Genomic DNA, 24,569 nt, shown 5'->3' with positions numbered 1-24,569 from the left:
CCAAACGGCACCGAGCCACAAGACGGAGGGACCGCCCGCATAGCGCGGCGCCCTCGACGGCCATCGTCAGATTATTGGACGGAAATGCGACTATCTACGCAGCGGAGCCGCTCTCCGGAGAGCGGTCGCTGACGATGCGTCCAGCCAGGCAAGCCCTTTTCAGGGCTCACTGCCTCGCCGATCCGAATGGGGGCGGATTGTTACCTCGAGCCCATCCGCCTTGGCACTCTGTCGCTCAGAGAGCAGCGATGCGCCTGACAACCGCTATGACTGAGCCAGAGTGCAGTGGTTGGCCTCCAGGCATCAAGGTCCTAGTTGGTCCACCGGCCGTGCGGCTTCAAGTTCAGCACCGCGGAAATATATCGCCCTCTCGACTGTCCGTCTGCAGTGAACTCCTCCCACGTCGCGGGAGGGCAAGCTGAGTAGAACCATTCGATTCCGTTCGGGAAGCGAACCAGGATAGTTTCACTCTCAGGCAGATACGCCTCCGCGACTATCCGCGAAGACCCCTCCACCGGTATCCAATCGATCACGATTTCTCCTAACTGTAGGTTCCTCGCCACGACGCGATCGACGCCGACACGTCTGGCGCTCCGCCGCGTTGACGCCAAGATTCGAGCCCGGGATCGTGGGCGTTAGGGAAAGGTGTCGGAGCGTCCACAAGCGCGCGCGCCGGCAGCCCAATGGCCTCGCCGGTTACTATCGCTTCGCCCGTACGCAGTGCAGGCAGCACGCTGGCCAGCCCCGTGACGCTATCTGGTAGCGCTGCCCGAATCTTCGCTTGATCTGCAGAGTTACTAAGCCGAAGCGCTATCAGGGTTCCGGCCTGAGCGAGTGCTGTATCTGGCAGTTCGGAGGGCCGCTGAGTCACGAGCAACAACCCCACGCCATACTTTCGACCCTCTCGGGCAATCCGATTCGCTGCGGCGCTCGCCATATGTGCAGCGTCGGCACCAAGGTATCGATGAGCTTCCTCGAGGACAATCAGCACCGGCCTAGAACGACCGACGCCCGTTCCGTCGGCCGGAGCACGCACGGCTGTCTCGAAGATCAGGCTGAGGATAACTCCGATTGCGAGTTCGCTCGCCTCGTCCGGGACGCCGCTGAAGTCGAGTATGGATACGGGCTTCTCCCTCCCTAGCCAGTTCGCGACCTCTTGCACCAGCGGATCGGAGCCTGTTGGCTCGCCAACCGGCTCCTGGAGGAAAGAGCGTCGCGGATCGAGCAGGCCAAGACGAAGCAATTCCGGAACTGCGCCGTAAACGCCGTGTGTGGGACTCTTGAAGGGTGCCGCCCCGCCAGGACCGTATGGCTCAAACTCAGTCGGCACTAATGCATCCGCGTCGCCCGCGTTGATGACGAGCGCCGAGCTAGGGTCGGGTTTGCTCTCACGAACCTCGTTATTCTCTGCGTCTAGCCGGTGCCAAACCTTGCGGAGGTTGAACGGGATTGGTGAGTCCGCCGTCACCGCAGCGGGGTCCAGCTCAAGCCAGTCGGCGGCCGCCGCGAACGCGCGCCGTTCCTCAGTGACCAGGTCTCGGAAGCGACTCTGCACTGTAGCGCCTCCATGCGCGCCAGCGAACGCGTGCAGAATGTCGACAGCGGGGAGCGCCCAGTACGGAACACGAAGTCCTCGGTCGCCGGTGTCCAGCACCGACCGTATTGATGCGTGCTGCTCGAGTGCTTCGGCGTACTCGCCATGCGGATCGATAACCACGATGTTGGCTGCGTCCCACCCGCCGCGCGCGAAACCCTGAAGGAGCGATGCTACGCAACTCGTCTTTCCCGAGCCCGTAGAGCCCACGACCGCCGCGTGACGGGTAACGAAACGGCTGGCGTCGAGGCATACTGGCACCTCCTCAGCAGCCGCAAGCCTCCCGAAGCGCAACGTGCGGTCACTCGCCGTTGGGAAGAGCGCCTGCAAGTCGCGAGGCGTTGCGAAGTGAACCGGATCATCCAGACCCGGATACGATCCGACGCCTCGCTGAAACGCTCCAGTGCCTCTATCGATCTCGCCAAGCAACTCGACCTGGAGCCAGCGCTCTCCCACCTGGATAGTTTCGGCTGGCCGAGCCGCACCGCTGAGTTCGGAGATGCCTAGCAGGCTCACTTGTCCGACGAGGTCTACCAACCCTTGAGGAATTCGGACGATCGAGCCAACCTGGCCGATTCGCTGAAGACGCCCACGGTAGATCGGAGCAACACCAGCAAGCTCGGGGTCGAGCGCCACGGTAACCTGTGCTCCAAGGATGTGCCTAACCCATCCGATGCGAGTTGGATCACTCTCATTCATTCGTCGCTGCCGCTTTCGCAAGGAGCTCCGCAAGCCGCGATTCCAGCTCTCCGCGTGGCGGCGCGCTGCGGGCCATGAATCGTGTCAAGAAGTTAAAGTCACCGAGTAGGAACTCTCCGTCGTTCCACACGTCCGTTGGGACCGTTTCAGCCGACCGCCATCCCTGCCGTAGCCCGCCCAGGATCGCCTCGTGTCGCGTGACGACCTGGAGATTCGGTACGGTGGAGGCGACATTTGCGACCTCATCGGGAATCGACGAGTAGCAAAAGGCAACGATCTCTGATCTCTGCCGACGACGGGCAGCATCGAAAATCATCTCATTCAGATGCTGGTCACCGAACGCGTATCCAGCAACTAGCGTCAGAGTTTCCGGCTCATTCAGCGCTTGCCGCAGTCGGTCTTGGAGCACGAGGAACGGTACGCGCCGGGATTCGTCGTACTTGGCATCCGACGGGTAGATCGCCGCAGGCTGTCCACTCGGCGCTGCTGTGCCCAGACGCAACACGCTGGGGTGATCGCCGTCGGTCCACGACCAGTGCACAGATCCGTGGAGCTTCCATAGCCGGATCAGAAACGGCGGGAGCGAGGAACTTGCAAGTTGAGCGGCGCGACCCGAGTCCCCGTCCGCTTCTACGAGATCCGCGCGGAAGCGCGCGCCAAACGTGCCTACGAAGCCGTCGAAGTAGGGAACGCCGAGCGCTTCCAGCGCAGTTTCAACAAGTAGGTCGTAATTGACTGTGAACAACTCGACAGGCCGGTGGTAGTCAGCCCTTGCTGCCCACGACGCCAACCGCAGCATCGGGCCGGGCGTATCCGAGTGTGCGGTGAGTCTTTCGATGATGAGCCGACACACTTCCAGATCGAGCGCTCGCGCTGCCTCCCCAGTCATCCCATCCACGGTGTCGCCAACCGACTCGAGCAGCGCAGCGATCCGGCGTAGACGGCCAAGCACCTGCTCGAGGTTGCGCCCGGAGGCGAGTCGCTCGAACGTGTCCAACTGGCTCCCAGTCAGGGAGCCCCGGACATGCTCGGTGAGCCCTGCAACGTCGGGCAGCCCACAGGCCTTAGAGGCGCCCGCCCCAAGGAACATGCACACGTGACGAGAACGAGAGGCGAGTTTCTCACTCAAGCCGTTGATAAAGCTCACGACGTCGTGCGCAGACATACGGCCACACTATGCCAGCGCGAATCCGGGCGCGAATCCGCAGATCGGAGGCAACACGCGCGGCTGTGATCTCACGAACCCACGCGCTCGCGCTCCGGGGCATACGGGGCCACAGACGGTCTCCGATGCTCGCCACCCGAACCCTCAAGGACCGTGGCGGCCGGAGCCCTCCGAGCCCTTCCCGATGTATGGAGTAGCAGGGCCCATCGACGACGAAGCCCCGGTGAGAGATGCTCTCACCGGGGCTTGCTGTCGGGCTGACAGGATTTGAACCTGCGACCCCTTGACCCCCAGTCAAGTGCGCTACCAAGCTGCGCCACAGCCCGTCGCTCTCGCGATCGAGTCGCCCGGAGGCAACCAAGACAGACTACCGCATGCGGGAGGGGTCGCTTCCCCCTTCGACACGCTCTGCGCCTTCGGCGCGGAGCGGCTCAGGGAGCGGGTCGATCGCAGAGCGGCTCAGGAAGCGGAGCGGCCGGAGCGGCGGCGCACGAAGTCGGCGAGATCGGCCGCCTGCGCGAGCCGCGACGGCTCGTGCACGTACATCATGTGGCCCGCCTCGTAGTAGCGGTGCTCGAGGTTGTCGCGCAGCGCCGCCGGGATCTGCAGGTGCGCGACCGAGTCCTCCGCCGCCGAGAACGGGGTCGCACCGTCGAACCACCCGTAGGCGAAGTGCACCGCGAGGTGCGGGTTCTGGCGCATCGCGCGCGAGAGCCGGTCGATGACGTAGACGGGCGCGTTCTCGAACTCCTTGTAGCTCCAGTGCTCGATGACGTCCTTGCCGAACACGTGGTACGGCCCGGTGTCGCGCACGCCGAGCTCGTGGTGGAGGTAGTGCTGGTAGGCGGCGGCGTAGGGCCCCAGGATGGCGTCCATCGAAGGGTCGGCGTCCATGTGCTCGGCGATGCCGCTCGCCGCGGGGCCGGTGAAGCGCGAGTCGAGCCGGCCGACGGTGAGGCCGCGGTCGCGCAGCAGCTCGCCGAAGTAGCGCCAGTGCTCGATGCGCAGGTCGGCGCGGTCGACGTAGGTCTCGCTCAGGCCGGTGAGGCGCGCGACGCGAGCCACTGCATCCGCCCGCTCCTCCGTCGTCAGGCGCGCGCCTCGACCCAGCACGTACGGGTAGTCGCGCGCGGCGTACTCGTGCGCCTCGGCGACGACCTCCTCGAGCGAGCGGCCCTCGTGGAAGCCGTGCTGCCACGCGGTCGCGGCGTAGAAGGGCAGGTACATCGCGTGCGCGCGGTCGCCGCCGCGCTCGAAGTTGGCCGTCGAGAAGTCGAGCACGCTCGAGATGAGCAGCAGACCGTTGAGGTACATGCCGAGCTCGCCCTGCAGGTGCTGCGCGAGGCCCGCGGCGCGCGTCGTGCCGTACGACTCCCCCGCGAGGAACTTCGGGCTCAGCCAGCGGCCCTCGGCGGTGACCCACTGGCGGATGATCTCGGCGACCGACTCGATGTCGGCGGTGAAGCCATGGAAGTCCTTCGCCTTCTCGCCCTCCGCGGGCCGCGAGCGGCCGGTCGAGACCGGGTCGATGAAGACGAGGTCCGAGACGCGCAGCAGCGACTCGGGGTTGTCGGCGATGCCGTAGGGCGGCGCCGCGAGCGAGCCGGCGTCACCCATCACGACGCGGCGCGGCCCGAGCACGCCCATGTGCAGCCACACGCTCGCCGAGCCGGGGCCGCCGTTGAACGCGAAGGTGACCGGCCGCTGCGTCGGGTCGGCGCCGTCGAGCGTGTAGGCGGTGATCGCCACTTGCGCGCGGGCGCGGCGGCCGCGGAAGACGTCGTCCTCGGTCTTCTCCTGCCACAGCACCACGCGCCCCGATCGCGCCGTGTAGGCGAGCTCGCCCTCGTCGGTCGCGAGCGTGTGGCGCGTGGTGATGAGCTCGTCGTCGAGCTGCGTGATGCCGGTGTCGGGAGCGGGCTTGGAGTCGTCGCTGCGCTGCGTGTCGTTCACGCGCCGACGCTATCGAACCCGGAGCGCTCAGCCGCCGCGCGCCTCGCGCGTCGCGCGCTCGACGCGAGCGGTGAAGCGCTCGAGCCGCTCGAGCAGCGCGGCGCCGCGCGCGGCGATGCGCGCGGGGCTCGTCAGGTGCGGCGGGCCGCTGCGGATGATGTGCGAGCACGCGAGGTCCTCGCACAGGTAGGTGCCGATCGAGCTGCCGGTGTCGCCGTCGAGGCTCGCGAGCCGCGCGCTGAACATCCGCACCTGCGTCGCGGGCTGCGTCGAGTGGCACATCGAGCACATCGCGGCGATGCCGGGCCGCAGTCCCCCGGGCGCAGCGCGCACGACGACGCCGACGAGCTCGTCGCCGCGCCAGTGGACGATGTAGCCGATCCGGCTCGAGCGCTCGCCTCGCCAGCCGAGGTACTCCCGCTCGTCCCAGATGGTCTCGTGCAGCCCCGGCATGGGCAGCTGCTCGAGCTCGCGCCGCGTCGCGTTCACGAAGCACGCGCGGAGCTGCTCCTCCGTCACCTCGCGCATGCCGACGACGCTATCGGATGCGCGCTGGACGTCGAGGGGTTTGCCCCCGTCGGGCCTCCACCCAGGAGAGTCCCGACGGGGGCAAGTCGTGTCAGGCCGGGGCGAGCTGCCGGGCCTTGGCCATCTGGTCGGCCATGTGCTCGATGACGCGGATGACCTGCGACGAGTAGCCGAACTCGTTGTCGTACCAGACGTAGAGCACGAGGTGCCGACCGCTCGCGATGGTCGCGAGCCCGTCGACGATGCCGGCGCGGTTGTTGCCGACGAAGTCGGAGGAGACGACCTCGGCCGAGTCGGTGAAGTCGATCTGCGCGCGCAGCTCGCCGGTGAGCGAGGTGCGGCGCAGCAGCTCGTTGACGGCGTCGCGCTCGACGGCCTGCTCGAGCGAGAGGTTGAGGATCGCCATCGACACGTTGGGCGTCGGCACGCGGATGGCGTTGCCGGTCAGCTTGCCCTCGAGCTCGGGCAGCGCCTTCGAGACGGCCTTCGCGGCGCCGGTCTCGGTCAGCACCATGTTGAGCGCCGCCGAGCGGCCGCGGCGGGCGCCCTTGTGGAAGTTGTCGATGAGGTTCTGGTCGTTCGTGTACGAGTGCACCGTCTCGACGTGGCCGTGCTCGATGCCGTACGCGTCGTTGATGACCTTGAGCACCGGCGTGATGGCGTTCGTCGTGCAGGATGCGGCGGTGACGATGCGGTCGTCGGCGCCGATGGTCTCGTGGTTGACGCCGAAGACGACGTTCTTGAGCGGGCTCTTGCCCGGCGCGGTGAGCACGACGCGGTCGACGCCGGGGCACTCGAGGTGCTGCGCGAGGCCCGCCTCGTCGCGCCACTTGCCGGTGTTGTCGACCACGATCGCGTGCTCGATGCCGTGCTGCGTGTAGTCGACGCTCGACGGGTCGTCGGAGTAGATGACCTGAATGAGCGTGCCGTTCGCGAGGATCGTGTTGGCCTCGCGGTCGATCTCGATCGTGCCCTGGAAGGCACCGTGCACGGAGTCGCGGCGCAGCAGGCTCGCGCGCTTCTCGAGGTCGTTCTCGCCGCCGCGGCGCACGACGATCGCGCGCAGGCGCAGCCCGAGACCGCGGCCCGCGTGGCCGATGAGGATGCGCGCGAGCAGCCGGCCGATGCGGCCGAAGCCGTAGAGCACGACGTCGGTCGGCTGGTCCTGCTCCCACGACGGCAGCTCGGCGACGCGCTCGCGCGCCCAGTCCTCGAGTCCGCTCTCGGGGGCGTCGCCCAGCAGCAGGCCGAGGTCGAGCGAGACGCCGCGGATGCCGAGCTCGTCGACGAGTCGCAGCACCGCCATCGAGTCCTCGATGCTCAGCACGCGCTCGCCCACGCGGCGCGCCCACTTGTGCGCCTTGAGGATCTCGATGGGCGACTGGTTCACGAGCTGCTTGCCGTGCACGTGCGTGACGACGTCGCGCTCGCGGTAGAGCCGCCCGATGATGGGGACGGCGGACTCGGCGAGGGCGACGCGGTCGAGCCACGCCTGGTGGGCGCTGTCGACGGCGGGAACGGTTGCGGATGCCACGGCTTACACGTTAGGCAAGCGGATGCGTCTCCTCCGTCGAAACGGAGGGCCAGGATGGCGACAACGTCACCGTGGCGAAAGTTCGGGCGAACTTTCCGCCGCTCGGGTCAGGAGACGTACGCCTTGCCGAGCTTCCAGTAGCCGGTGAAGGTGATGCGCCGCTTGTCGATGCCGCGATCGCGCACGAGGTGCCGGCGGGCGCCGGTGGCGAGCTGCTGCTCCCCCGCGGCGTAGGCGTAGCCGAACTGCTCGGGCATGCGCATCCCGCGCAGCTCCTCGAGCGCCGCCTGGCCCTCGCGCAGGCTCCCGCGCTCGACCCAGCGGATGTCGACGCCGGCCGGGCGACGGAACTCCTGGATGTCGTCGCGGTGGCCGACCTCGAGCACGACCGTGCCGCGCGCGTCGTCCTCGAGCGAGCCGCACACGCCCGCGACGGCCGGCAGCACCGACTCGTCGCCGACCATGAGGATCTCGCCCGCGAGCCCGTCGTCGTTGTAGAGCAGGCCCTCGTCGAGCAGCACCGCGCGCTCGCCGCGCTCGGCGGCCATCGCCCACGCCGCGCCCGGGCCCGGGTCCTCGTGGCAGACGAAGTCGATGTCGAGCTCGCCGGCGTCGAGCCGGAAGTCGCGCACGGTGTAGTTGCGGATCCAGGGGCGGTGCTGCTCGCGCATCGCGAGGTACTGCGGGAACCACGTCGAGGGGCTCTTCGGCACCCGCAGCGCCTCCTGGCCCTCGCGGCGCATGAAGAAGCGGAACCACTGGTCGAAGCCCTGCGGCGTCATCGCCGAGACCTCGTCGCCGCCGAGCGTGACGCGGCGGATGTGCGGCGACACCTGCTGGTTGTCGAGCACCTCGAGCTCGATGAACCTGGGTGCGACCGCAGCGACGCGCTCGGGTCCCGCCATGCGAAGCCTCCTGGGGATGGGCGCCTCAAGTGAGGCGAGCCTTACCAATGTAGCAAGCGAGGGTGCCGGAGCGCATCCGCCTGGAGCCCGGCGCGTAGCATCGACAGCAGCATGCAGCTGACTCCCGCGCGACGGTCCCTCGCGCTCTTCACCCTCGCGCTCGGCGGATTCGGGATCGGCACGACCGAGTTCGCGACGATGGGCATCCTCCCCCTCGCCGCGAGCGACCTCGTGCCCGCCTTCGACGCCGACCCGGCGGGCGGCATCGCCCACGCCGGCTGGCTCATCACCGCGTACGCGCTCGGCGTCGTCGTCGGCGCGCCGCTCGTGTCGGTGTGGGCGGCACGGATGTCGCAGAAGACCCTCGTGCTGCTGCTCGCCGCCGCGTTCGCGGTCGCGAACCTCGCGAGCGGCCTCATGCCGACGTTCGAGCTCACGGTCGTCGCGCGCTTCGTCGCCGGCCTCCCCCACGGCGCGTACTTCGGCGTCGCGGCACTGCTCGCCGCGCGCATCATGGGGCCGGGCCGGCAGGGCGCCGGCGTCGCGCTCGCGCTCTCGGGCCTCACGATCGCGAACATCATCGGCGTGCCGCTCGGCACGTGGCTCGGGCAGGCGGCGGGCTGGCGCTGGACCTACGTCGCCGTCGCCGCCATCTTCCTCGTCACGCTCGTGCTCGCCGCGATCCTGCTCCCCCGGCAGCCGGGTGATCCGACGCGGAGCGCGAAGCGCGAGATCTCGGCGTTCCGCAACCCCAGGCTGTGGCTCATGATCGCGGTCGGCTGCATCGGCTTCGGCGGCTTCTTCGCCGTCTACTCGTACGCGGCCGAGATCGTCACCCGCGTCGCGGGCCTGCCGGAACCGGCGATCGCGTGGCTGCTCGCGACGGTCGGCGTGGGCATGACGATCGGCAACGCGATCGGCGGCTGGGCGAGCGACCGCAGCATCCGCCGCACGATCCTGATCGGCTTCCCGGTGCTCATCGCGTCGCTCGCGCTCTTCGGGCTGCTCGGGTGGCAGCCGGTCGCGCTCTTCGCGCTCGCGTTCATGGTCGGCGGTGCTGGCTCGGTGCTCAACCCGGCGATCCAGGCGCGCATCATGGGCATCGCGGGCGACGCCGAGCTGCTCGGGGCCGCGACGAACCACGCCGCCTTCAACGTCGGCAACGCGATCGGGGCGGCGCTCGGCGGCGCCGTCATCGCGGCCGGGCTCGGCTACCTCGCACCCGCCTGGATCGGCGTCGCGCTCGCCGGCGCCGGCTTCCTCATCGCGATCTGGAGCCTCGCGGTCGACCGCCAGCCCGACACCGCCACGCACCACGTCGTCGCGACCGTGCTCGGGCCCACCACTGCGGGCATCGAGGTCGTCGACCGCTGACGTTCGGCGCGCCCGGCGGGCAGTGCGAGAATCGACGGATGAGGTTCCTGTCGATCCAGTCGCACGTCGCCTACGGGCACGTCGGCAACTCCGCGGCCGTCTTCCCCCTGCAGCGCGCGGGGCACGAGGTGTGGCCGGTGCTCACCGTCAACTTCTCGAACCACACCGGCTACGGCGCGTGGGGCGGGCCGCTCATCCCCGCCGACGACGTGCGCGCCGTGGTGGCGGGCATCGAGGACCGCGGCGTGCTCGGCACGGTCGACGGCGTGCTCTCGGGCTACCTCGGCGGGGAGGCGATCGTCGAGGTCGTGCTCGACGCGGTGGCGCGCGTGAAGGCCGCGAACCCGCAGGCGACCTACACGTGCGATCCCGTGATGGGCAACGCGAAGTCGGGCTGCTTCGTCGCGCCCACGATCCCGCCGCTCATCCGCGAGCGAGCGCTGCCGGTCGCCGACATCATCACCCCCAACCAGTTCGAGCTCGGCTTCATGACCGGCACCGAGCCCGACACGATCGAGTCGACGCTCGAGTCGGTCGACCGCGCGCGCGACCTCGGCCCTGACACGGTGCTCGTCACGAGCGTGCTGCGCCCCGACCGCGAGCCCGACACGATCGAGATGCTCGCGGTCGACGGCGAGGGCGCGTGGATCCTCCAGACCCCGCACCTTCCGTTCAAGGCCAACGGCTCGGGCGACGTCACGAGCGCGATCTTCACCGCGCACTACCGCGAGAGCGGCTCGGCGAAGGTCGCGCTCGAGCGCACGGCCTCGAGCGTCTTCGACCTGCTGCAGGTGACGCTCGACTCGGGCGAGCGCGAGCTGCGGATCGTGCAGGCGCAGGATGCGTTCGCGCACCCGCGCATGCAGTTCGAGGCGCGCCAGGTGCGCTGAGCGCCACCCGCTCGGCAGGTCACCCCGCTCGTCGAGTAGGCCCGCAGGGCCGTATCGAGACGCATCCACCCACGGTCTCGATACGCCCGCTGCGCGGGCTACTCGACCGTCGAGGGGGTGCGGGCGTCCCCGCTCGTCGAGTAGGCCCGCAGGGCCGTATCGAGACGCATCCACCCACGGTCTCGATACGCCCGCTGCGCGGGCTACTCGACCGACGAGAGGGTGCGGGCGCCTATCGGCGCTCCCTCTTCTCCCGGACGCGCATATTGACGACGATGGGGGTGCCCTCGAAGCCGTAGTCCTCGCGCAGGCGGCGCTCGATGAAGCGCCGGTACTGCGGGTCGAGGAAGCCGGTCGTGAACAGCACGAAGGTCGGCGGCCGCGTGCCCGCCTGCGTCGCGAACAGGATGCGCGGCTGCTTGCCGCCCCGCAGCGGGTGCGGATGCGCGGCGACGAGGTCGGCGATGAAGGCGTTGAGCTTGCCGGTGGGGATGCGCTTGTCCCACGACTCGAGCGCCGTCTCGAGCGCCGGCACGAGCTTCTCGAGGTGGCGGCCCGTGCGGGCCGAGATGTTGACGCGCGGCGCCCACGCGACGTGCGCGAGGTCCTGCTCGATCTCGCGCTCGAGGTAGCGGCGGCGCTCGTCGTCGAGCTGGTCCCACTTGTTGAACGCGAGCACGAGCGCGCGCCCCGACTCGAGCACGAGGTCGATGATGCGCACGTCCTGCTCCGAGAGCGCCTCGGTGACGTCGAGCAGCACGACCGCGACCTCCGCCTTCTCGAGCGCGGCCTGCGTGCGCAGCGTCGCGTAGAAGTCGGCGCCCTGCTGCAGGTGCACGCGGCGGCGGATGCCGGCCGTGTCGACGAAGCGCCACACGCGGCCGCCGAGCTCGATCTGCTCGTCGACCGGGTCGCGCGTCGTGCCCGCCATCTCGTTGACGACGACGCGCTCCTCGCCGGCGGCCTTGTTGAGCAGGCTCGACTTGCCGACGTTCGGGCGGCCGAGCAGCGCGACGCGCCGCGGCCCGCCGAACTCCTCCTTCGCGACCGCCGAGACCTCCGGCAGCGCCTTGATCGCGAGGTCGAGCAGGTCGGCGACGCCGCGGCCGTGCAGCGCCGAGACGGGGTAGGGCTCGCCGAGCCCGAGGCTCCACAGCGACGCGGCCTCGAGGTCGCGTCGCGAGTCGTCCGACTTGTTGGCGACGAGCAGCACGGGCCGCTGCGACTGCCGCAGCATGCGCACGACGTGCTCGTCGGTCGAGGTGGGGCCGACGTTGACGTCGACGACGAACAGCACGGCGTCGGCGAGCTCGACGGCGATCTCGGCCTGCTGCGCGACCGAGCGGTCGATGCCGCGCGCGTCGGGCTCCCAGCCGCCCGTGTCGACGAGCGTGAAGCGGCGCCCGTTCCACTCCGCCTTGTACGAGACCCGGTCGCGCGTGACGCCCGGCGTGTCCTCGACAACGGCCTCGCGGCGGCCGAGGATGCGGTTCACGAGCGCCGACTTGCCGACGTTCGGGCGGCCGACGATCGCGAGCACGGGCAGCGCCGGCTCGAGCCGGTAGGCGTCCTCGTCCTCCTCGCCCGCCTCGAGCAGCGCGGCGTCCTCCTCGTCGAGCTCGTACTCGGCGAGGCCCGCGCGCAGCGCGGAGACCCGCGCCTCGTCGGTCTCGACCTCGGCCTCGAAGTCGGGCTCGAGCTCCCGCTCGTCGCCCCGCGTCTCGTCAGTCATGGCTCTCCTCGGTCACGAGGCGCACGATGGCCTCCACGGTCTCGTCGAATGTCAGGTCGGTCGAGTCGACGACCGTCACGCCCTCGGCGGCGCTCAGGAAGTCGACGACCTTGGCGTCGGATGCGTCGCGCGCGGCCAGGCGGGCACCCACCTGCCGCTCGTCACCGCCCACGTCGCCGAAGCGGCGGCGGATGCGCACGGCCTCGTCGGCGGTCAGCAGCACGCGCACGTCGGCGTCGGGCGCGACGACGGTCGTGATGTCGCGACCCTCGGCCACGATGCCGGGCCGAGCCTCGGCGATGATGGCCCGGAAGCGCACGTTGACCGCCTCGCGCGCCGGCAGCGTTCGCGCGACGCCCGACACGGCGCCCGAGATGCGCTCGCTGCGGATCGCCTCGGTCACATCGTGGCCGGCGATCGCGACGCGCTGACCGCTCGCGTCGACCGTGAGCTCGAGCGAGTCGAGCGCGTCGAGCGCGCCGATGACGGTCGCGGGGTCGTCGGTGTCGCCGCCCCGCTCGAGGATGAGCCACGCGAGCGCGCGGTAGGCGGCGCCGGTGTCGAGGAACTGGAAGCCGAGCTCGCGCGCGACCGCGCGCGCGACCGACGACTTGCCGCTGCCCGCGGGTCCGTCGATCGCGACGACGGTCGCCGCCTGTGCGCCGGCGGTCATGCGACCACCTGCCAGCCGAGCTGCTCGAGCGCCTCGTGCAGCGGCTGCAGCGCGTCGGGCAGCACGGTGATCTCGACGACGCCGAACTGCGCGCCCTCGGCGTGCTCGATGCGCACGTCCTCGAGGTTGACGTCGGCGTCGCCGATGTCGGCGAGCAGCCGCGCGAGCTGCCCCGGGCGGTCGTCGATGCGCACCTGCACGCGCGTGAAGCGCGCGTGCGTGCCGTGCTTGCCCGGCAGGCGCGCGACGCCCTCGTTGCCCGCGCGCAGCGCATCCGCCACCGTCCTCCGGCTCCCGGATGCGTCGAGCGCGTCGAGCGCGTCGACGAGGTTCGCGAGGTCGGCCTGCATCGCGCGCAGCTGCTCGACGACGGCGGGGGCGTTCGCGCCCAGGATCTGGATCCACAGCGCGGGGTCGGACGCCGCGACGCGCGTGACGTCGCGCACGCCGCCGCCCGCGAGCCGCAGCGCCTCGTCGGGCGCGTCGGCGAGCCGGGCGGCCATGAGCGACGAGACGAGCTGCGGCACGTGGCTCACGATCGCGACGGCGCGGTCGTGCTCCTCGGGCGTCGACTCGATCGGCACGGCGCCGAGGTCGAGGATGAGGTCGTCGACGAGGCTGCCGCGCTCGTAGGAGATGTCGTCGTGGCCCGCGATGACCCACGGCCGGCCGACGAAGAGGTCGCCCGAGCCGGCGAGCGCGCCCGAGCGCTCTCGGCCCGCCATCGGGTGGGAGCCGAGGTAGCGGCTGACGTCGGCGCCGAGCTCGCGGAGCTCGGCGAGCGGCACGGCCTTGACCGACGCGACGTCGGTGACCACCGCATCCGGGAACGCCTCGAGCTCGGCCGCGACGACGCGCGCCGTGACGTCCGGCGGCACGGCGACCACGATGAGCTCGGGCCGGTCGCCCGGCCGCGCGAGCCGCCCGGCGCCGAAGTCGGCGGCGAGCCGCTCGGCGGTGGGGCTCGCGTCGCGCAGCTGCACCTCGACGCCACGCGCCGAGAGGCCCAGGCCGATCGAGGTGCCGAGGAGCCCGGTGCCGACGATGCGCACGGGACCGCGCAGTCGGTGGGTCACGGACGCTCCTCCAGGGATGGTGTCAGGGGCCGCGCTGGGCGGCGGTTCAGCGCTCGGACCTCGCGAGGGTGAGGATGGCGCCTCGCTCCATGCTAGTGAGTTCGCGCACGCGGCCCGACCGGAGGGTGCCGAGGTGGAGCGGCCCGAAGGAGCGCCGCACGAGCTCGACGACCGGGTGGCCGACGTGGTCGAGCATGCGCCGCACGATGCGGTTGCGGCCCGAGTGGAGGGTGAGCTCGACCATCGAGTGGCCCTGCGAAGGGCGGCCGACGAGCCGCGCGGCGTCGGCGTGGATCTCGCCGTCGTCGAGCTCGAAGCCGTCGAGCAGCCGGCGGATGACGCGCTGGTCGACCGCGCCGCGCACCTTCGCGACGTACGTCTTCTCGACCCCGAAGGAGGGGTGCGCGAGCACGTGCGCGAGCTCGCCGTCGTTCGTGAGCAGCAGCAGGCCCGACGTGTCGGCGTCGAGCCGGCCGACGTTGTAGACGCGCTCCCCCACCTCGTCGGTGAACTCGCGCAGGTCGCGCCGGCCCTGCTCGTCGCGCATCGTCGAGACGACGCCCGTGGGCTTGTTGAGCATGAGGTAGCGCTTCGTGACGTCGAGCTGCACGGCGGTGCCGTCGACCGTCACCCGGGCGTCGGGGCGGATGCGCGTGCCGAGCTCGGTGACGACGCTCCCGTCGACCTCGATGCGGCCGGCGACGATCATCTCCTCGACGACGCGGCGGCTCGCGACGCCCGCGGCGGCGAGCACCTTCTGCAGGCGCTCGCCCTCGGGCTGCGTGGTGGGATCGGTCATGCGAGCACGTCCTCCTCGCCGTCGGGCAGCAGCGGGCTGATCGGGGGCAGCTCGTCGAGCGAGTTGAGGCCGAGCTGGGTGAGCAGCAGCTCGGTCGTCTCGTAGTGGATCGCGCCGGTCTCGGAGTCGGCGAACGCCTCGCGGATGAGGCCGCGGCCGAGCAGCGTGCGCACGACCGAGTCGACGTTGACGGCGCGGATCGCGGCGACGGCGCCGCGCGTGATCGGCTGCTTGTAGGCGATGACCGCGAGCGTCTCGAGCGCCGCTTGCGAGAGCCGCGTGGGCGTCTGGGTGAGCACGAAGTCGGCCGCGTCGGCGTCGTACGCCTCGCGCACGTAGATGCGCCAGCCGCCGCCGACCTCGCGCAGCTCGAAGCCGCGCTCGGGGCCGGCCGGACGATCCCCGACAGGCTCGCCGTCGTAGTCCGCGCGGAGCGCCTCGATCGCCGCCTTGACCGCCTTCACGGGCGCCTGCAGCGCGGTCGCGAGGTGCACCGCGCCCTGCGGCTCGTCGGCGACCATGAGGATCGCCTCGATGCGGCGCTCGAGCGGGAGGTGCGAGCGGTCGGCTGCGCGCGCGTCGTCCACCACCGCATCCGTCTCAGGCATGGTCATAGTCTGCCCCCAGTGCGACGAGGTCCTCGTCGCGGAAGTCGTGGCCGGTCCAGCTGATCGAGAGCTCGCCGAGCGGCTCCACCTGCTCGAAGGTGATCGCCGCGTGGCGGTAGAGCTCGAGCACCGCGAGGAAGCGCGCGACGATGACGCCGCGCGTCGCCTCCCCCGCGATGAGCTCGCGGAAGGTGGTCGTGCCCGCGGTGCGGAGCGTCGCGACGATGTGCGCGGCCTGCTCGCGGATCGACACGAGCGGCGCGTGCAGGTGCCCGAGCCCGACGGTCGGGATCTCCTTCGGCGTGAGCGCGAGGAGCGCGAGCGCCGCGAAGTCGTCGGGCGAGAGCGTCCACTTGAGCTCGGGCACGCGCTGCCGGAAGCGCTCCTCGAGCCGCACCGAGCGCGCGTGGCGGCCGCTCTCGGCGGCGATGCGCTCCGCCATCCACGCCGCGGCCTGCTTGAAGGCGCGGTACTGCAGCAGCCGCGCGAAGAGCAGGTCGCGCGCCTCGAGCAGCGCGACATCCTCGCTGTCGACGACGTCGCCCGCCGGCAGCAGCGAGGCGATCTTGAGGTCGAGCAGCGTCGCGGCGACGACGATGAACTCGCTCGCCTGCTCGAGCTCCTCGTGCGTGTCGAGCGTGCGCACGTAGGCGATGAACTCATCCGTCACGCGCGAGAGCGCGATCTCGGTGACGTCCATCGAGCGGTTGCCGATGAGCGTCAGCAGCAGGTCGAAGGGGCCGTCGAAGTTGTCGAGCGCGAGGCGGAAGCCCCGGCGCTCCTCCTCGGCGGCCGACTCCCCCGCCTCGGGCGCGACGGGCTCAGGCGATGGCGCCACGGTGGATCAGCTCGCGGGCGAGCTGTCGGTAGACCTCCGCGGCGCTGTGGTCGGGCGCGAACTGCGTCACCGGCACGCCGGCGACGGATGCGTCGGGGAACTTCACCGTGCGGCGCACGACGGTCTCGAGCACGGTCTCGCCGAACGCATCCACGACCCGCTCCATGACCTCGCGCGCGTGCAGCGTGCGGGCGTCGTACATCGTGACGAGGATGCCGTCGAGCTGCAGGGCGGGGTTGAGGCGGTCCTGCACCTTGTCGATCGTCTCCTTGAGGAGCGCGACGCCGCGGAGCGCGAAGAACTCGCTCTCGAGCGGGATGAGCACGCCGTGCGCGGCGGTGAGCGCGTTGACGGTCAGCAGGCCGAGCGAGGGCTGGCAGTCGATGAGGATGAGGTCGTAGTCGTCGGCGACCTTGCGCAGCACGCGCGCGAGGATCTGCTCGCGCGCGACCTCGTTGACGAGGTGCACCTCGGCGGCCGAGAGGTCGATGTTCGCGGGGATGACGTCGAGCCCGGGCGTGCTCGTCTGCTGGATCGCCTCGCGCGGGTCGAGCCTGGGGTTCAGCAGCAGGTCGTAGATCGTCGTCGCGTCGTGGTTGTCGACGCCGAGGCCCGCCGAGAGCGCGCCCTGCGGGTCGAAGTCGACCGCGAGCACGCGGCGGCCGTACTCGGCGACCGCGGCACCGAGGTTGATCGAGGTCGTCGTCTTGCCGACGCCGCCCTTCTGGTTGCACATCGTGATGATGCGCGCCGGGCCGTGGCTCGGCAACGGCGCCGGCACCGCGAAGTCGCGCGCGGGACGCCCGGTCGGCCCGAGCGCGGGCGCCTCCAGGCCGGTCAGGGTCTCGCTGCTCGTGCTCATGGCTTCGAGTCTAGGAACGCGGCGCGCCTCCGCCCCGCAGGCGCGGACGGCGTGTATCTCAACCTCTGGTTGAGGCTCAGCGCGCCGGATCGAATGGCAGCCATGCACAGACGCCCCCTCGACAGGTGCGATTCCGCCCGACAGGGGCGGGTGTGCCGGCCCCTGTCGGGCGGAGGCGCACCCGGCGGCGGATGCCGAGGGCGGCACGCGCCGCGGGTGGGACGATGCAGGCATGGACGTGGTGGTGCGGCAGGCGGCGGATGCGGAGCTCGAGGCGGTCGCGGACCTGCGGTGGCGGTGGGTGCGGGAGGCGAGCGACGAGCCGCTGCCCGAGCGGAGCGCGTACGCCGCGGAGGCGGCCGCGTGGGCTCGCGCGCACGGCGACTCGCACGTGCCGCTCGTCGCCGTCGCGGACGGCGAGGTCGTCGGCATGGCGTGGCTCGCGATCCAGTCGCGCGTGCCCTCGCCGCGCGCGCTCGAGCGCCGCTCGGGCGACCTGCAGAGCTGCTACGTCGTGCCCGAGCACCGCGGCGCGGGCCTCGGCCGCCGGCTCGCCGAGGGCGTGCTCGACGAGGCTCGGCGGCGCGGCCTCGAGCACGTGACGGTGCACTCGAGCGTCGAGGCGATCCCCGTCTACGAGCGGGCTGGCTTCCGCGCCAACCCGCGGTCGCTCTACGCCGACGGCGCGATCCCCGAGCGGTAGCCGCTCAGCGGGCGCGCGGATGCGCGGTCGTGTACATGTCGCGGAGCGTGTCGGCGGTCACGTGCGTGTAGATCTGCGTCGTCGCGACCGAGGCGTGGCCGAGCAGCTCCTGCACGACGCGCACGTCGGCGCCGCCCTCGAGCAAGTGGGTCGCGAACGAGTGGCGGAACGTGTGCGGCGAGACGTGCTCGACCCCCGCCTCCTCGGCGACGCGCTGGATGATCTCCCACGCCGCCTGGCGGCTGAGCCGCCCGCCGCGCGCGCCGAGCAGCAGGGCCGGTCCCCCGCGGCCCTTCGCCGCGAGCGCGGGCCTGCCGCGCACGAGCCACGCGTCGACCGCCGCGCGCGCGAACGAGCCGACCGGCACGAGCCGCTGCTTCGCGCCCTTGCCCGTCACGCGCACGAGCCCGTGCTCGCTCTCGAGGTCGTCGACGTCGAGCCCGAGCACCTCCGAGATGCGCGCGCCGGTCGCGTAGAGCAGCTCGAGCAGCGCCCGGTCGCGGAGGCCCGCGGGGTCGTCGCCGCTCGGGGTCTCGAGCAGCCGCTGCATCTGCGAGACCGAGATACCCTTCGGCAGCCGCTGCGGCAGCTTCGGCGGCCGCTCATCGCGCGTGACGTCCTCGCTCGCGACCCGCTCGTCGACGAGCCAGCGGTGCAGCGCCTTGACCGCCGAGAGGTGGCGGGCGACGGAGGAGGCGGCGAGCCCGCGGTCCGCGAGCGCCGCGCGGAAGGCCGCGACGTCCTCGCGCGCGATCGCCGACGCATCCGTCACCCCGCGCGCCTCGAGCACGGCGACGTAGCCGGCGAGGTCGCGCCGGTAGGCGGCGATCGTGTGCGCCGAGAGCCCTCGCTCGACCGCGAGCTGGCGCAGCAGCCGCTCGACCGCGACCGCCGGCGACGTGGTCACGGCGTCACGGCCGGTGCGCGGGGTGCCAGTCGAACGGCGCGTCGGCCGGGTGGGCGGCGATGCCGCGCGCGCGCATCGCGTGCAGCGCGAGCACGGCCGACAGCAGCGTCGCGTTGTGCAGGCGCATCGCGAGCGCCGCCTCGACGACCGCCTCGAGCGGCACCCAGCGGCGCTCCATCGCGGCCTCCTCGTGGACGCGCGCGAACGCATCCGGGAGCTCGCGCACGTCGGTCGCGAGGTAGACGCGGATGATCTCGGTCGAGCCGCCGCCGGTCGGCGAGAGGTCGAGGAGCGTGCGCCACGAGCCGGCCTCGAGGTCGGTCTCCTCGGCGAGCTCGCGCTGGGCGGCGGCGAGCGGGTCCTCGCCGTCGACGTCGAGCAGGCCGGCGGGCAGCTCCCACAGCGTGCCGCCGGCGGGGTGGCGGTACTGGTGCACGAGCATGACCTCGTCCCGCTCGTTCATCGCGACCACCGCGACGGCACCGGGGTGCACGATGACCTCGCGCACGATCCGCTCGCCGTCGAGCTCGAGCTCGTGCCGCTCGACGTCCCAGATGCGCCCCGAGAACAGCCGCTCGCTCTCGAGCACCGGCTGCCGCCCGAGCGCATCGGCGAGCATCAGGCGGTCTCGATCGGCTCGTCGGTCTCGTCGAAGAGCTTCGAGGCGCGCTGCCGGTCGAGGGCGGCCGCGACGAGGCCGCGGAAGAGCGGATGCGCGCGGTTGGGCCGGCTGCGCAGCTCGGGGTGCGCCTGGGTGGCGATGTAGAACGGGTGGCCGGGCAGCTCGACGTACTCGACGAGGTGGCCGTCGGGCGAGGTGCCGCTGAACCACAGCCCCGCCTCGGCGATCTGCTCGCGGTAGGCGTTGTTGACCTCGTAGCGGTGGCGGTGGCGCTCCTCGGCGGAGTCGGCGCCGTAGAGCTGCGCGGCGAGCGAGCCCTCGGCGAGCTTCGCCTCGTAGATGCCGAGCCGCATCGTGCCGCCGAGGTCACCGCCGTGGATGTGCTGCTCCTGCTCGGCCATCGTCGCGATGACGGGCGCCGGGGTGTCGACGTCGAACTCGGTCGAGGAGGCGCCCTCGATGCCCGCGAGGTTCCGCGCGGCCTCGATCACCATGCACTGCAGGCCGAGGCAGATGCCGAGCGTGGGGATCTCGTTCTCGCGCGTGAACCGCAGCGCGCCGAGCTTGCCCTCGATGCCGCGGATGCCGAAGCCGCCGGGCACGACGATGCCGTCGAGCTCGCCGAGCTGGGCGGCCGCGCCCTCGGGCGTCTCGCAGTCGTCGGAGCGGATCCAGCGGAGGTTGACCTTCGTCTGGTTCGCGAAGCCGCCGGCCTTGACCGCCTCGGTCACCGACAGGTACGCATCCGGGAGGTCGATGTACTTGCCGACGAGGCCGATCGTGACCTCGTGCTTGGGGTTGTGCACGCCGTCGAGCACGGGCTGCCAGCGCGACCAGTCGATCTCGCCCGCCGTGAGGCCGAGCTGCTCGATGATGTACGCGTCGAGGCCCTGCTCGGTGAGCATGCTCGGGATGTCGTAGATCGAGGGCTTGTCGATCGCGTTGACGACCGCGCGCTCCTCGACGTCGCACATGAGCGCGATCTTCTTGCGGTTCGACTCGCTCACCGGCCGGTCGCTGCGCAGCACGAGCGCGTCGGGCTGGATGCCGATCGAGCGGAGGGTCGCGACCGAGTGCTGCGTCGGCTTCGTCTTCTGCTCGCCGGAGGCGCCGAGGAACGGCACGAGCGAGACGTGCACGAAGAAGACGTTCTGGCGACCGAGCTCGTGGCGGATCTGGCGCGCCGACTCGATGAACGGCTGCGACTCGATGTCGCCGACGGTGCCGCCGATCTCGGTGATGATGACGTCGGGCTGCGGGTCCTGCTCGGACTGCAGGCGCATGCGGCGCTTGATCTCGTCGGAGATGTGCGGGATGACCTGCACCGTGTCGCCGAGGTACTCGCCGCGGCGCTCGCGCTCGATGACGCGCGAGTAGATCTGGCCGGTCGTGACGTTCGCCGCCTGCGAGAGGTCGACGTCGAGGAAGCGCTCGTAGTGGCCGATGTCGAGGTCGGTCTCGGCGCCGTCGTCGGTGACGAAGACCTCGCCGTGCTGGAACGGGTTCATCGTGCCAGGGTCGACGTTGAGGTAGGGGTCGAGCTTCTGCATCACGACGTGCAGGCCGCGCGCGGTCAGCAGGTTGCCGAGCGACGCGGCGGTGAGTCCCTTGCCGAGCGAGGAGACGACACCGCCCGTGACGAAGATCTGCTTGGTCACCTTGGCCGACGTGTCGGTCCCGTTCGCACTGAGGTCCACGGGCTTCGAGCCTAACCCACCGCGCCCGAGTCTTCGAGCAACTCGCGGGCGTGGGCGAGCGCGGTCTCGGATGCGGTGCCCGAGAGCATGCGGGCGAGCTCGGCCAGGCGCTCCTCCCCCTCGACCGCGGCGACCTGAGAGGCCGTGATGCGGCCGTCGGTGCCCTTCTCGACCCGCACGTGGTGCTCGGCGAACGCCGCGACCTGCGCGAGGTGGGTGACGACGATCACCTGGCAGTGCTGCGCGAGCCGCGCGAGCCGCCGCCCGATCTCGGTCGCGGCGGCGCCGCCGACGCCCGCGTCGACCTCGTCGAAGACCATCGTCGGCACGCTCTCGTCGGCGAGCGCGACCTCGATCGCGAGCATGATGCGACTGAGCTCGCCGCCCGACGCGCCCCGCTGGATGGGGCGCGGCTCGGCGCCCGGGTGCGGCGCGAGCAGCATCGTCACGCGGTCGCGGCCGGTCGCGCCGAGCGCCTCGGCCTGCGCGACCTCGACGACGAGCCGCGCGTTCGGCATCGCGAGCGCCCGGAGCTCCTCCCCGACCGCGGCCTCGAGCCGCGTCGCCGCCTCGCGCCGGAGCACGCTCAGCCGGTCGGCGAGCGCGGCAGCCGCCTCGAGGTGCCGCTCCTGCTCGGCCTCGAGCCGCTCGAGCTCCGCCTCGTCGCCCTCGAGCTCGGCGAGCCGCAGCGCCGCGGCCGGCGCCGCGTCGAGCGCCTCGTCGAGCGGCCGGCCGAGCCGCCGCTCGAGCGCGGAGAGCTCGGCGCGCCGCTGCTGCACCTCGTCGAGGCTGCGCTCGGGCCGCTCGAGGTCGTCGAGCGCCGTCACGATCGAGGCCGACGCCTCCTGCAGCAGCGCATCGGCCTGCACGAGCAGCTCGAGCGCCTCCGCGAGCGCCGCGTCGTCGCCCGCGGCGCGCTCGACGAGCCGGCGCGCCTGACCGGCGAGCGTCACCGCGTCGGGCGCGTCGTCGTCGTTCGAGAGCGCCTGGTGGGCCTCGCCGAGGTCGGCGCGCAGCGACTCCGAGTGCTCGAGCCGGTGCGCGAGCGCCGCGAGCTCGTCCTGCTCGCCCGGCTGCGGGTCGAGGGCCTCGAGCTCCTCGAGCTCCTCGCGGATGCGCGCGGCCTCGGCTGCGCGGGCGTCGTGCTCGGCGCGGATGCGCTCGGCCGTCTCGCGCGCGTCGGTCCAGGCCGCGTGCGCGGCGCGGTACTCGGCGAGCAGCTCCTGCAGCGCCGCGCCGGCCGCGCGGTCGAGCGCCGCGGCCTGCGCTTCCGCCGAGCGCAGCCGCTGCTGGTCGGACTGCCCGTGCACGGCGACGAGCCGGTCGGCGAGCTCGCGCAGCAGCCCGGCGGGCACGGCTGCGCCCCCGGCCTGGGCGCGCGAGCGGGCGGTCGCCTCGGGCGTGCGCGTGAGCGCCCGGCCGAGGATGAGCTCGCCGTCGTCGACCGTGCCGCCCGCGTCCTCGACGAGACCCACCGCATCCGCGTCGTCGACGATCCACACGCCCTGCACCGCGGCGCGCTCCTCGCCCGAGCGGATGACGCCCGCGTCGGCGCGCTCGCCGCGCAGGAGCGCGAGCGCCTGCACGACCATCGTCTTGCCCGCGCCCGTCTCGCCGGTGATCGCGGTGAAGCCCGGTCCGATCGGCACGCGCGCGTCGTCGATGACGCCGAGCGAGCGGATCGTCAGCTCGTCGAGGCGCGTCACAGCCGCTTCCGCCGGAATCCCTCCACCGGCAGGTGGAACTTCGCGACGAGCCGGTCGGCGAACGGCGCCTTCGACAGCCGAGCGAGGCGCAGCGGCTTCGCGTCGCGCGTCGCCTCGACGCGCGAGCCCTGCGGCAGGTCGAACGAGCGGCGGGAGTCGCACCACAGCACCGCGGGGTGCGTCGAGTCCTCGGCGATCGTGACCGCCATGGTCGAGGTCGGCGCGACGACGAGCGGGCGCGTGAAAAGCGCGTGCGCGCCGAGCGGCACGAGCAGCAGCACCTCGGCGGTCGGCCAGACGATCGGGCCGCCGGCGGAGAAGGAGTAGGCGGTCGAGCCGGTGGGCGTCGACAGCAGCACGGCGTCGGTGCCGAACGACGAGACCGCGCGGCTGTCGATCTCGAGCAGGGTCGTGATCATGCGGCCCGAGCCCGACTTCTCGATCGCGGCCTCGTTGACCGCCCACGTCTCGTGCACGAGCTCGTCGCCGCGGAACACCCGCACGCACAGCGTCAGCCGCTGCTCGACCTCGTAGTCGCGCAGGAGCGCGCGCTCGACGACCTCGGCCGACTCGGCGACCTCCGCCTCGGCGAGGAAGCCGACGTGGCCGAGGTTGATGCCGAGCAGCGGCGCGTCGAGCTCGCGCTGCAGCTCGGCCGCGCGCAGGATCGTGCCGTCGCCGCCGAGCGTCATGATGAGCTCGACCTCGATGGGCCCGGAGCGGTCCCAGCCCTCGACGGCGGTGAGGGCGGGCTCGGCCTCGAGCAGCACGGGCCGGTCGTCGGTGAGCACGACGGGCGTCACGCCCGCAGCGAGCAGCCGCCGCGCGATCGTGACCGCGCTCTCGACCGCCTCGGCGCGGCCGGGGTGGAACGCGAGCAGGAAGCGGCGCTCCGCGACGTCTCCCGCCTCGTTCACCGCGCCTCCTTCGACAGCCGCTCGCACTCGTCCAGCCATTCTGTCGGATTCGACCCTGCGGTCGCCGAGAGGTGGGCGAGGTACTCGAGGTTGCCGCGCGCGCCGACGATCGGGCTGCCGATGAGGCCGGCGGTGCCGAGCCCCGCGTCCCACGCCGCCCACAGCACGCGCTCGATCGCCTGCGCGCGGAGCGCCGGGTCGGTGACGATGCCCTCGCGCACCCCCGTGCGGCCCACCTCGAACTGCGGCTTGATGAGCACGACGAGATCGGCGCCGGGCGCGGCGACGCCGACGAGCGGCCCGATCGCGAGCGCGAGCGAGATGAACGAGAGGTCGGCCGTGACGAGCGTCGGCGCGGGCTCGATCGAGCCGGGCTCGAGGTCGCGCACGTTGCGCCCCTCGAGCAGGGTGATGGGATGCGTCGACACGTCGAGCTGGAACTGGCCGTGCCCGACGTCGAGGGCTGTGACGTGGCGCGCGCCGCGCGCGAGCAGCACCTGGGTGAAGCCGCCCGTCGACGCGCCCGCGTCGAGCGCGTCGCGACCCGACGCATCCACCTCGAAGGCGTCGAGCGCGGCGATGAGCTTGTGCGCCGCGCGCGAGACCCACGCGTCGGTCTCGGACACCGCGATCTCGGCATCCGCGGGCACCTTCTGGCTCGCCTTCACGACGCCGCGCCCGTCGACCGAGACGAGGCCGGCGGCGATGCGCTGCTGCGCATGGCTGCGGCTGCGCGCGAGGCCGCGCTCGACGAGCGCGTGATCGAGCCGGATGGCGTCAGCCACGC

22 protein-coding genes and 1 tRNA gene are annotated in these 24,569 nt (G+C 71.6%); 3 read left to right on the top strand and 20 right to left on the bottom strand.

Going from position 1 to position 24,569, the window contains the following annotated elements; genetic code table 11:
- Positions 1–541: 541 nt before the first annotated feature.
- The 7 genes from JQT67_RS06875 to JQT67_RS06845 all read right to left on the bottom strand — a co-directional run bounded on the left by JQT67_RS06875 (position 542) and on the right by JQT67_RS06845 (position 8,378).
- On the bottom strand, positions 542–2,230 hold the full coding sequence (locus JQT67_RS06875; protein ID WP_208064039.1) for an ATP-binding protein: 1,689 nt from the start codon (positions 2,228–2,230) through the stop codon (positions 542–544).
- Between the two features lie 55 nt (positions 2,231–2,285).
- Positions 2,286–3,458: an SIR2 family protein gene (locus tag JQT67_RS06870; protein ID WP_208064038.1), complete on the bottom strand. Its 1,173-nt coding sequence runs from the start codon at positions 3,456–3,458 to the stop codon at positions 2,286–2,288.
- A gap of 252 nt (positions 3,459–3,710) precedes the next feature.
- Positions 3,711–3,784, bottom strand: a tRNA-Pro gene (locus JQT67_RS06865).
- 133 nt (positions 3,785–3,917) lie between these two features.
- A complete protein-coding gene (locus tag JQT67_RS06860) occupies positions 3,918–5,411 on the bottom strand; it encodes a S10 family peptidase (RefSeq protein WP_208064037.1) in 1,494 nt (497 codons plus the stop codon).
- 27 nt (positions 5,412–5,438) lie between these two features.
- On the bottom strand, positions 5,439–5,939 hold the full coding sequence (locus JQT67_RS06855) for an FBP domain-containing protein (RefSeq protein WP_021011596.1): 501 nt from the start codon (positions 5,937–5,939) through the stop codon (positions 5,439–5,441).
- A gap of 91 nt (positions 5,940–6,030) precedes the next feature.
- Positions 6,031–7,473, bottom strand: coding sequence for a glyceraldehyde-3-phosphate dehydrogenase (locus JQT67_RS06850; RefSeq protein ID WP_208064036.1), 1,443 nt, complete (start codon positions 7,471–7,473; stop codon positions 6,031–6,033).
- A 107-nt stretch (positions 7,474–7,580) separates the two neighbouring features.
- Complete coding sequence (locus tag JQT67_RS06845; RefSeq protein WP_208064035.1) at positions 7,581–8,378, bottom strand: siderophore-interacting protein; 798 nt, start codon at positions 8,376–8,378, stop codon at positions 7,581–7,583.
- A 111-nt stretch (positions 8,379–8,489) separates the two neighbouring features.
- Between JQT67_RS06845 and JQT67_RS06840 the strand changes: the two genes are divergently transcribed.
- Positions 8,490–9,752, top strand: a complete 1,263-nt coding sequence (locus JQT67_RS06840) for an MFS transporter (RefSeq protein ID WP_208064034.1) — start codon at positions 8,490–8,492, stop codon at positions 9,750–9,752.
- Between the two features lie 38 nt (positions 9,753–9,790).
- On the top strand, positions 9,791–10,642 hold the full coding sequence (pdxY, locus tag JQT67_RS06835; RefSeq protein WP_208064033.1) for a pyridoxal kinase PdxY: 852 nt from the start codon (positions 9,791–9,793) through the stop codon (positions 10,640–10,642).
- Positions 10,643–10,874: 232 nt separating this feature from the next.
- On the opposite strand, the gene der is transcribed toward pdxY, so the two are convergent.
- From der to JQT67_RS06800, 7 genes are read right to left on the bottom strand one after another with little or no spacing between them, the layout of a single operon-like run.
- Positions 10,875–12,374 carry a ribosome biogenesis GTPase Der gene (der, locus tag JQT67_RS06830; protein ID WP_208064032.1) on the bottom strand — a complete coding sequence of 500 codons (1,500 nt, stop codon included), beginning with the start codon at positions 12,372–12,374 and terminating at the stop codon, positions 10,875–10,877.
- Positions 12,367–13,047 (bottom strand): (d)CMP kinase, encoded by a 681-nt coding sequence (gene cmk, locus JQT67_RS06825; protein ID WP_208064031.1) that lies wholly within the window; start codon positions 13,045–13,047, stop codon positions 12,367–12,369. The genes der and cmk overlap by 8 nt, the downstream gene beginning before the upstream one ends.
- The gene (locus tag JQT67_RS06820; RefSeq protein WP_307864249.1) at positions 13,044–14,123 is read right to left on the bottom strand and encodes a prephenate dehydrogenase; all 1,080 of its coding nucleotides are present in this window, start codon (positions 14,121–14,123) and stop codon (positions 13,044–13,046) included. Before JQT67_RS06820 ends, cmk begins: the two co-directional genes overlap by 4 nt.
- Positions 14,124–14,169: 46 nt before the next feature.
- Entirely contained in the window at positions 14,170–14,922 is a 753-nt protein-coding gene (locus JQT67_RS06815) for a pseudouridine synthase (protein ID WP_208064030.1), read from the bottom strand.
- Entirely contained in the window at positions 14,919–15,536 is a 618-nt protein-coding gene (gene scpB / locus JQT67_RS06810) for an SMC-Scp complex subunit ScpB (RefSeq protein WP_374222119.1), read from the bottom strand. Before scpB ends, JQT67_RS06815 begins: the two co-directional genes overlap by 4 nt.
- The gene (locus JQT67_RS06805) at positions 15,523–16,368 is read right to left on the bottom strand and encodes a ScpA family protein (protein ID WP_021011843.1); all 846 of its coding nucleotides are present in this window, start codon (positions 16,366–16,368) and stop codon (positions 15,523–15,525) included. The genes scpB and JQT67_RS06805 overlap by 14 nt, the downstream gene beginning before the upstream one ends.
- A complete protein-coding gene (locus JQT67_RS06800) occupies positions 16,352–17,230 on the bottom strand; it encodes a ParA family protein (protein WP_208064028.1) in 879 nt (292 codons plus the stop codon). Before JQT67_RS06800 ends, JQT67_RS06805 begins: the two co-directional genes overlap by 17 nt.
- 232 nt (positions 17,231–17,462) lie before the next feature.
- On the opposite strand from JQT67_RS06800, the gene JQT67_RS06795 reads away from it, so the two are divergent.
- Positions 17,463–17,933, top strand: coding sequence for a GNAT family N-acetyltransferase (locus tag JQT67_RS06795; protein WP_208064027.1), 471 nt, complete (start codon positions 17,463–17,465; stop codon positions 17,931–17,933).
- 4 nt (positions 17,934–17,937) lie between these two features.
- Here the strand turns inward: JQT67_RS06795 and xerD are convergent, their stop codons facing one another.
- From xerD to JQT67_RS06765, 6 genes are read right to left on the bottom strand one after another with little or no spacing between them, the layout of a single operon-like run.
- Positions 17,938–18,840: a site-specific tyrosine recombinase XerD gene (gene xerD, locus JQT67_RS06790; RefSeq protein ID WP_021011840.1), complete on the bottom strand. Its 903-nt coding sequence runs from the start codon at positions 18,838–18,840 to the stop codon at positions 17,938–17,940.
- A 4-nt stretch (positions 18,841–18,844) separates the two neighbouring features.
- On the bottom strand, positions 18,845–19,459 hold the full coding sequence (locus JQT67_RS06785) for an NUDIX hydrolase (RefSeq protein ID WP_208064026.1): 615 nt from the start codon (positions 19,457–19,459) through the stop codon (positions 18,845–18,847).
- Complete coding sequence (locus JQT67_RS06780) at positions 19,459–21,159, bottom strand: CTP synthase (protein WP_021011838.1); 1,701 nt, start codon at positions 21,157–21,159, stop codon at positions 19,459–19,461. The genes JQT67_RS06785 and JQT67_RS06780 overlap by 1 nt, the downstream gene beginning before the upstream one ends.
- A gap of 11 nt (positions 21,160–21,170) precedes the next feature.
- Positions 21,171–22,865 (bottom strand): DNA repair protein RecN, encoded by a 1,695-nt coding sequence (gene recN / locus JQT67_RS06775; protein WP_208064025.1) that lies wholly within the window; start codon positions 22,863–22,865, stop codon positions 21,171–21,173.
- The gene (locus JQT67_RS06770) at positions 22,862–23,782 is read right to left on the bottom strand and encodes an NAD kinase (RefSeq protein ID WP_307864248.1); all 921 of its coding nucleotides are present in this window, start codon (positions 23,780–23,782) and stop codon (positions 22,862–22,864) included. The genes recN and JQT67_RS06770 overlap by 4 nt, the downstream gene beginning before the upstream one ends.
- A complete protein-coding gene (locus JQT67_RS06765) occupies positions 23,779–24,567 on the bottom strand; it encodes a TlyA family RNA methyltransferase (RefSeq protein WP_307864247.1) in 789 nt (262 codons plus the stop codon). Before JQT67_RS06765 ends, JQT67_RS06770 begins: the two co-directional genes overlap by 4 nt.
- Positions 24,568–24,569: the final 2 nt, after the last annotated feature.

Origin of the sequence: Agrococcus sp. TF02-05, from assembly GCF_017565345.1 — a bacterium.
GTDB lineage: Bacteria > Actinomycetota > Actinomycetes > Actinomycetales > Microbacteriaceae > Agrococcus > Agrococcus pavilionensis.
The sequence above is the reverse complement of the archived record's forward strand: the minus strand, read 5'-3'. Positions and strand labels throughout refer to the sequence as shown.

Excerpts from the sequence above, each read along its gene's own strand:
- JQT67_RS06870 (WP_208064038.1), bottom strand. The coding sequence starts at position 3,458 with ATGTCTGCGCACGACGTCGTGAGCTTTATCAACGGCTTGAGTGAGAAA.
- scpB (WP_374222119.1), bottom strand. The coding sequence starts at position 15,536 with ATGACCATGCCTGAGACGGATGCGGTGGTGGACGACGCGCGCGCAGCC.
- cmk (WP_208064031.1), bottom strand. The coding sequence starts at position 13,047 with ATGACCGCCGGCGCACAGGCGGCGACCGTCGTCGCGATCGACGGACCC.
- JQT67_RS06855 (WP_021011596.1), bottom strand. The coding sequence starts at position 5,939 with ATGCGCGAGGTGACGGAGGAGCAGCTCCGCGCGTGCTTCGTGAACGCG.
- JQT67_RS06840 (WP_208064034.1), top strand. The coding sequence starts at position 8,490 with ATGCAGCTGACTCCCGCGCGACGGTCCCTCGCGCTCTTCACCCTCGCG.
- JQT67_RS06785 (WP_208064026.1), bottom strand. The coding sequence starts at position 19,459 with ATGCTCGCCGATGCGCTCGGGCGGCAGCCGGTGCTCGAGAGCGAGCGG.
- der (WP_208064032.1), bottom strand. The coding sequence starts at position 12,374 with ATGACTGACGAGACGCGGGGCGACGAGCGGGAGCTCGAGCCCGACTTC.
- JQT67_RS06815 (WP_208064030.1), bottom strand. The coding sequence starts at position 14,922 with ATGACCGATCCCACCACGCAGCCCGAGGGCGAGCGCCTGCAGAAGGTG.
- pdxY (WP_208064033.1), top strand. The coding sequence starts at position 9,791 with ATGAGGTTCCTGTCGATCCAGTCGCACGTCGCCTACGGGCACGTCGGC.
- JQT67_RS06795 (WP_208064027.1), top strand. The coding sequence starts at position 17,463 with ATGGACGTGGTGGTGCGGCAGGCGGCGGATGCGGAGCTCGAGGCGGTC.
- JQT67_RS06800 (WP_208064028.1), bottom strand. The coding sequence starts at position 17,230 with ATGAGCACGAGCAGCGAGACCCTGACCGGCCTGGAGGCGCCCGCGCTC.
- JQT67_RS06845 (WP_208064035.1), bottom strand. The coding sequence starts at position 8,378 with ATGGCGGGACCCGAGCGCGTCGCTGCGGTCGCACCCAGGTTCATCGAG.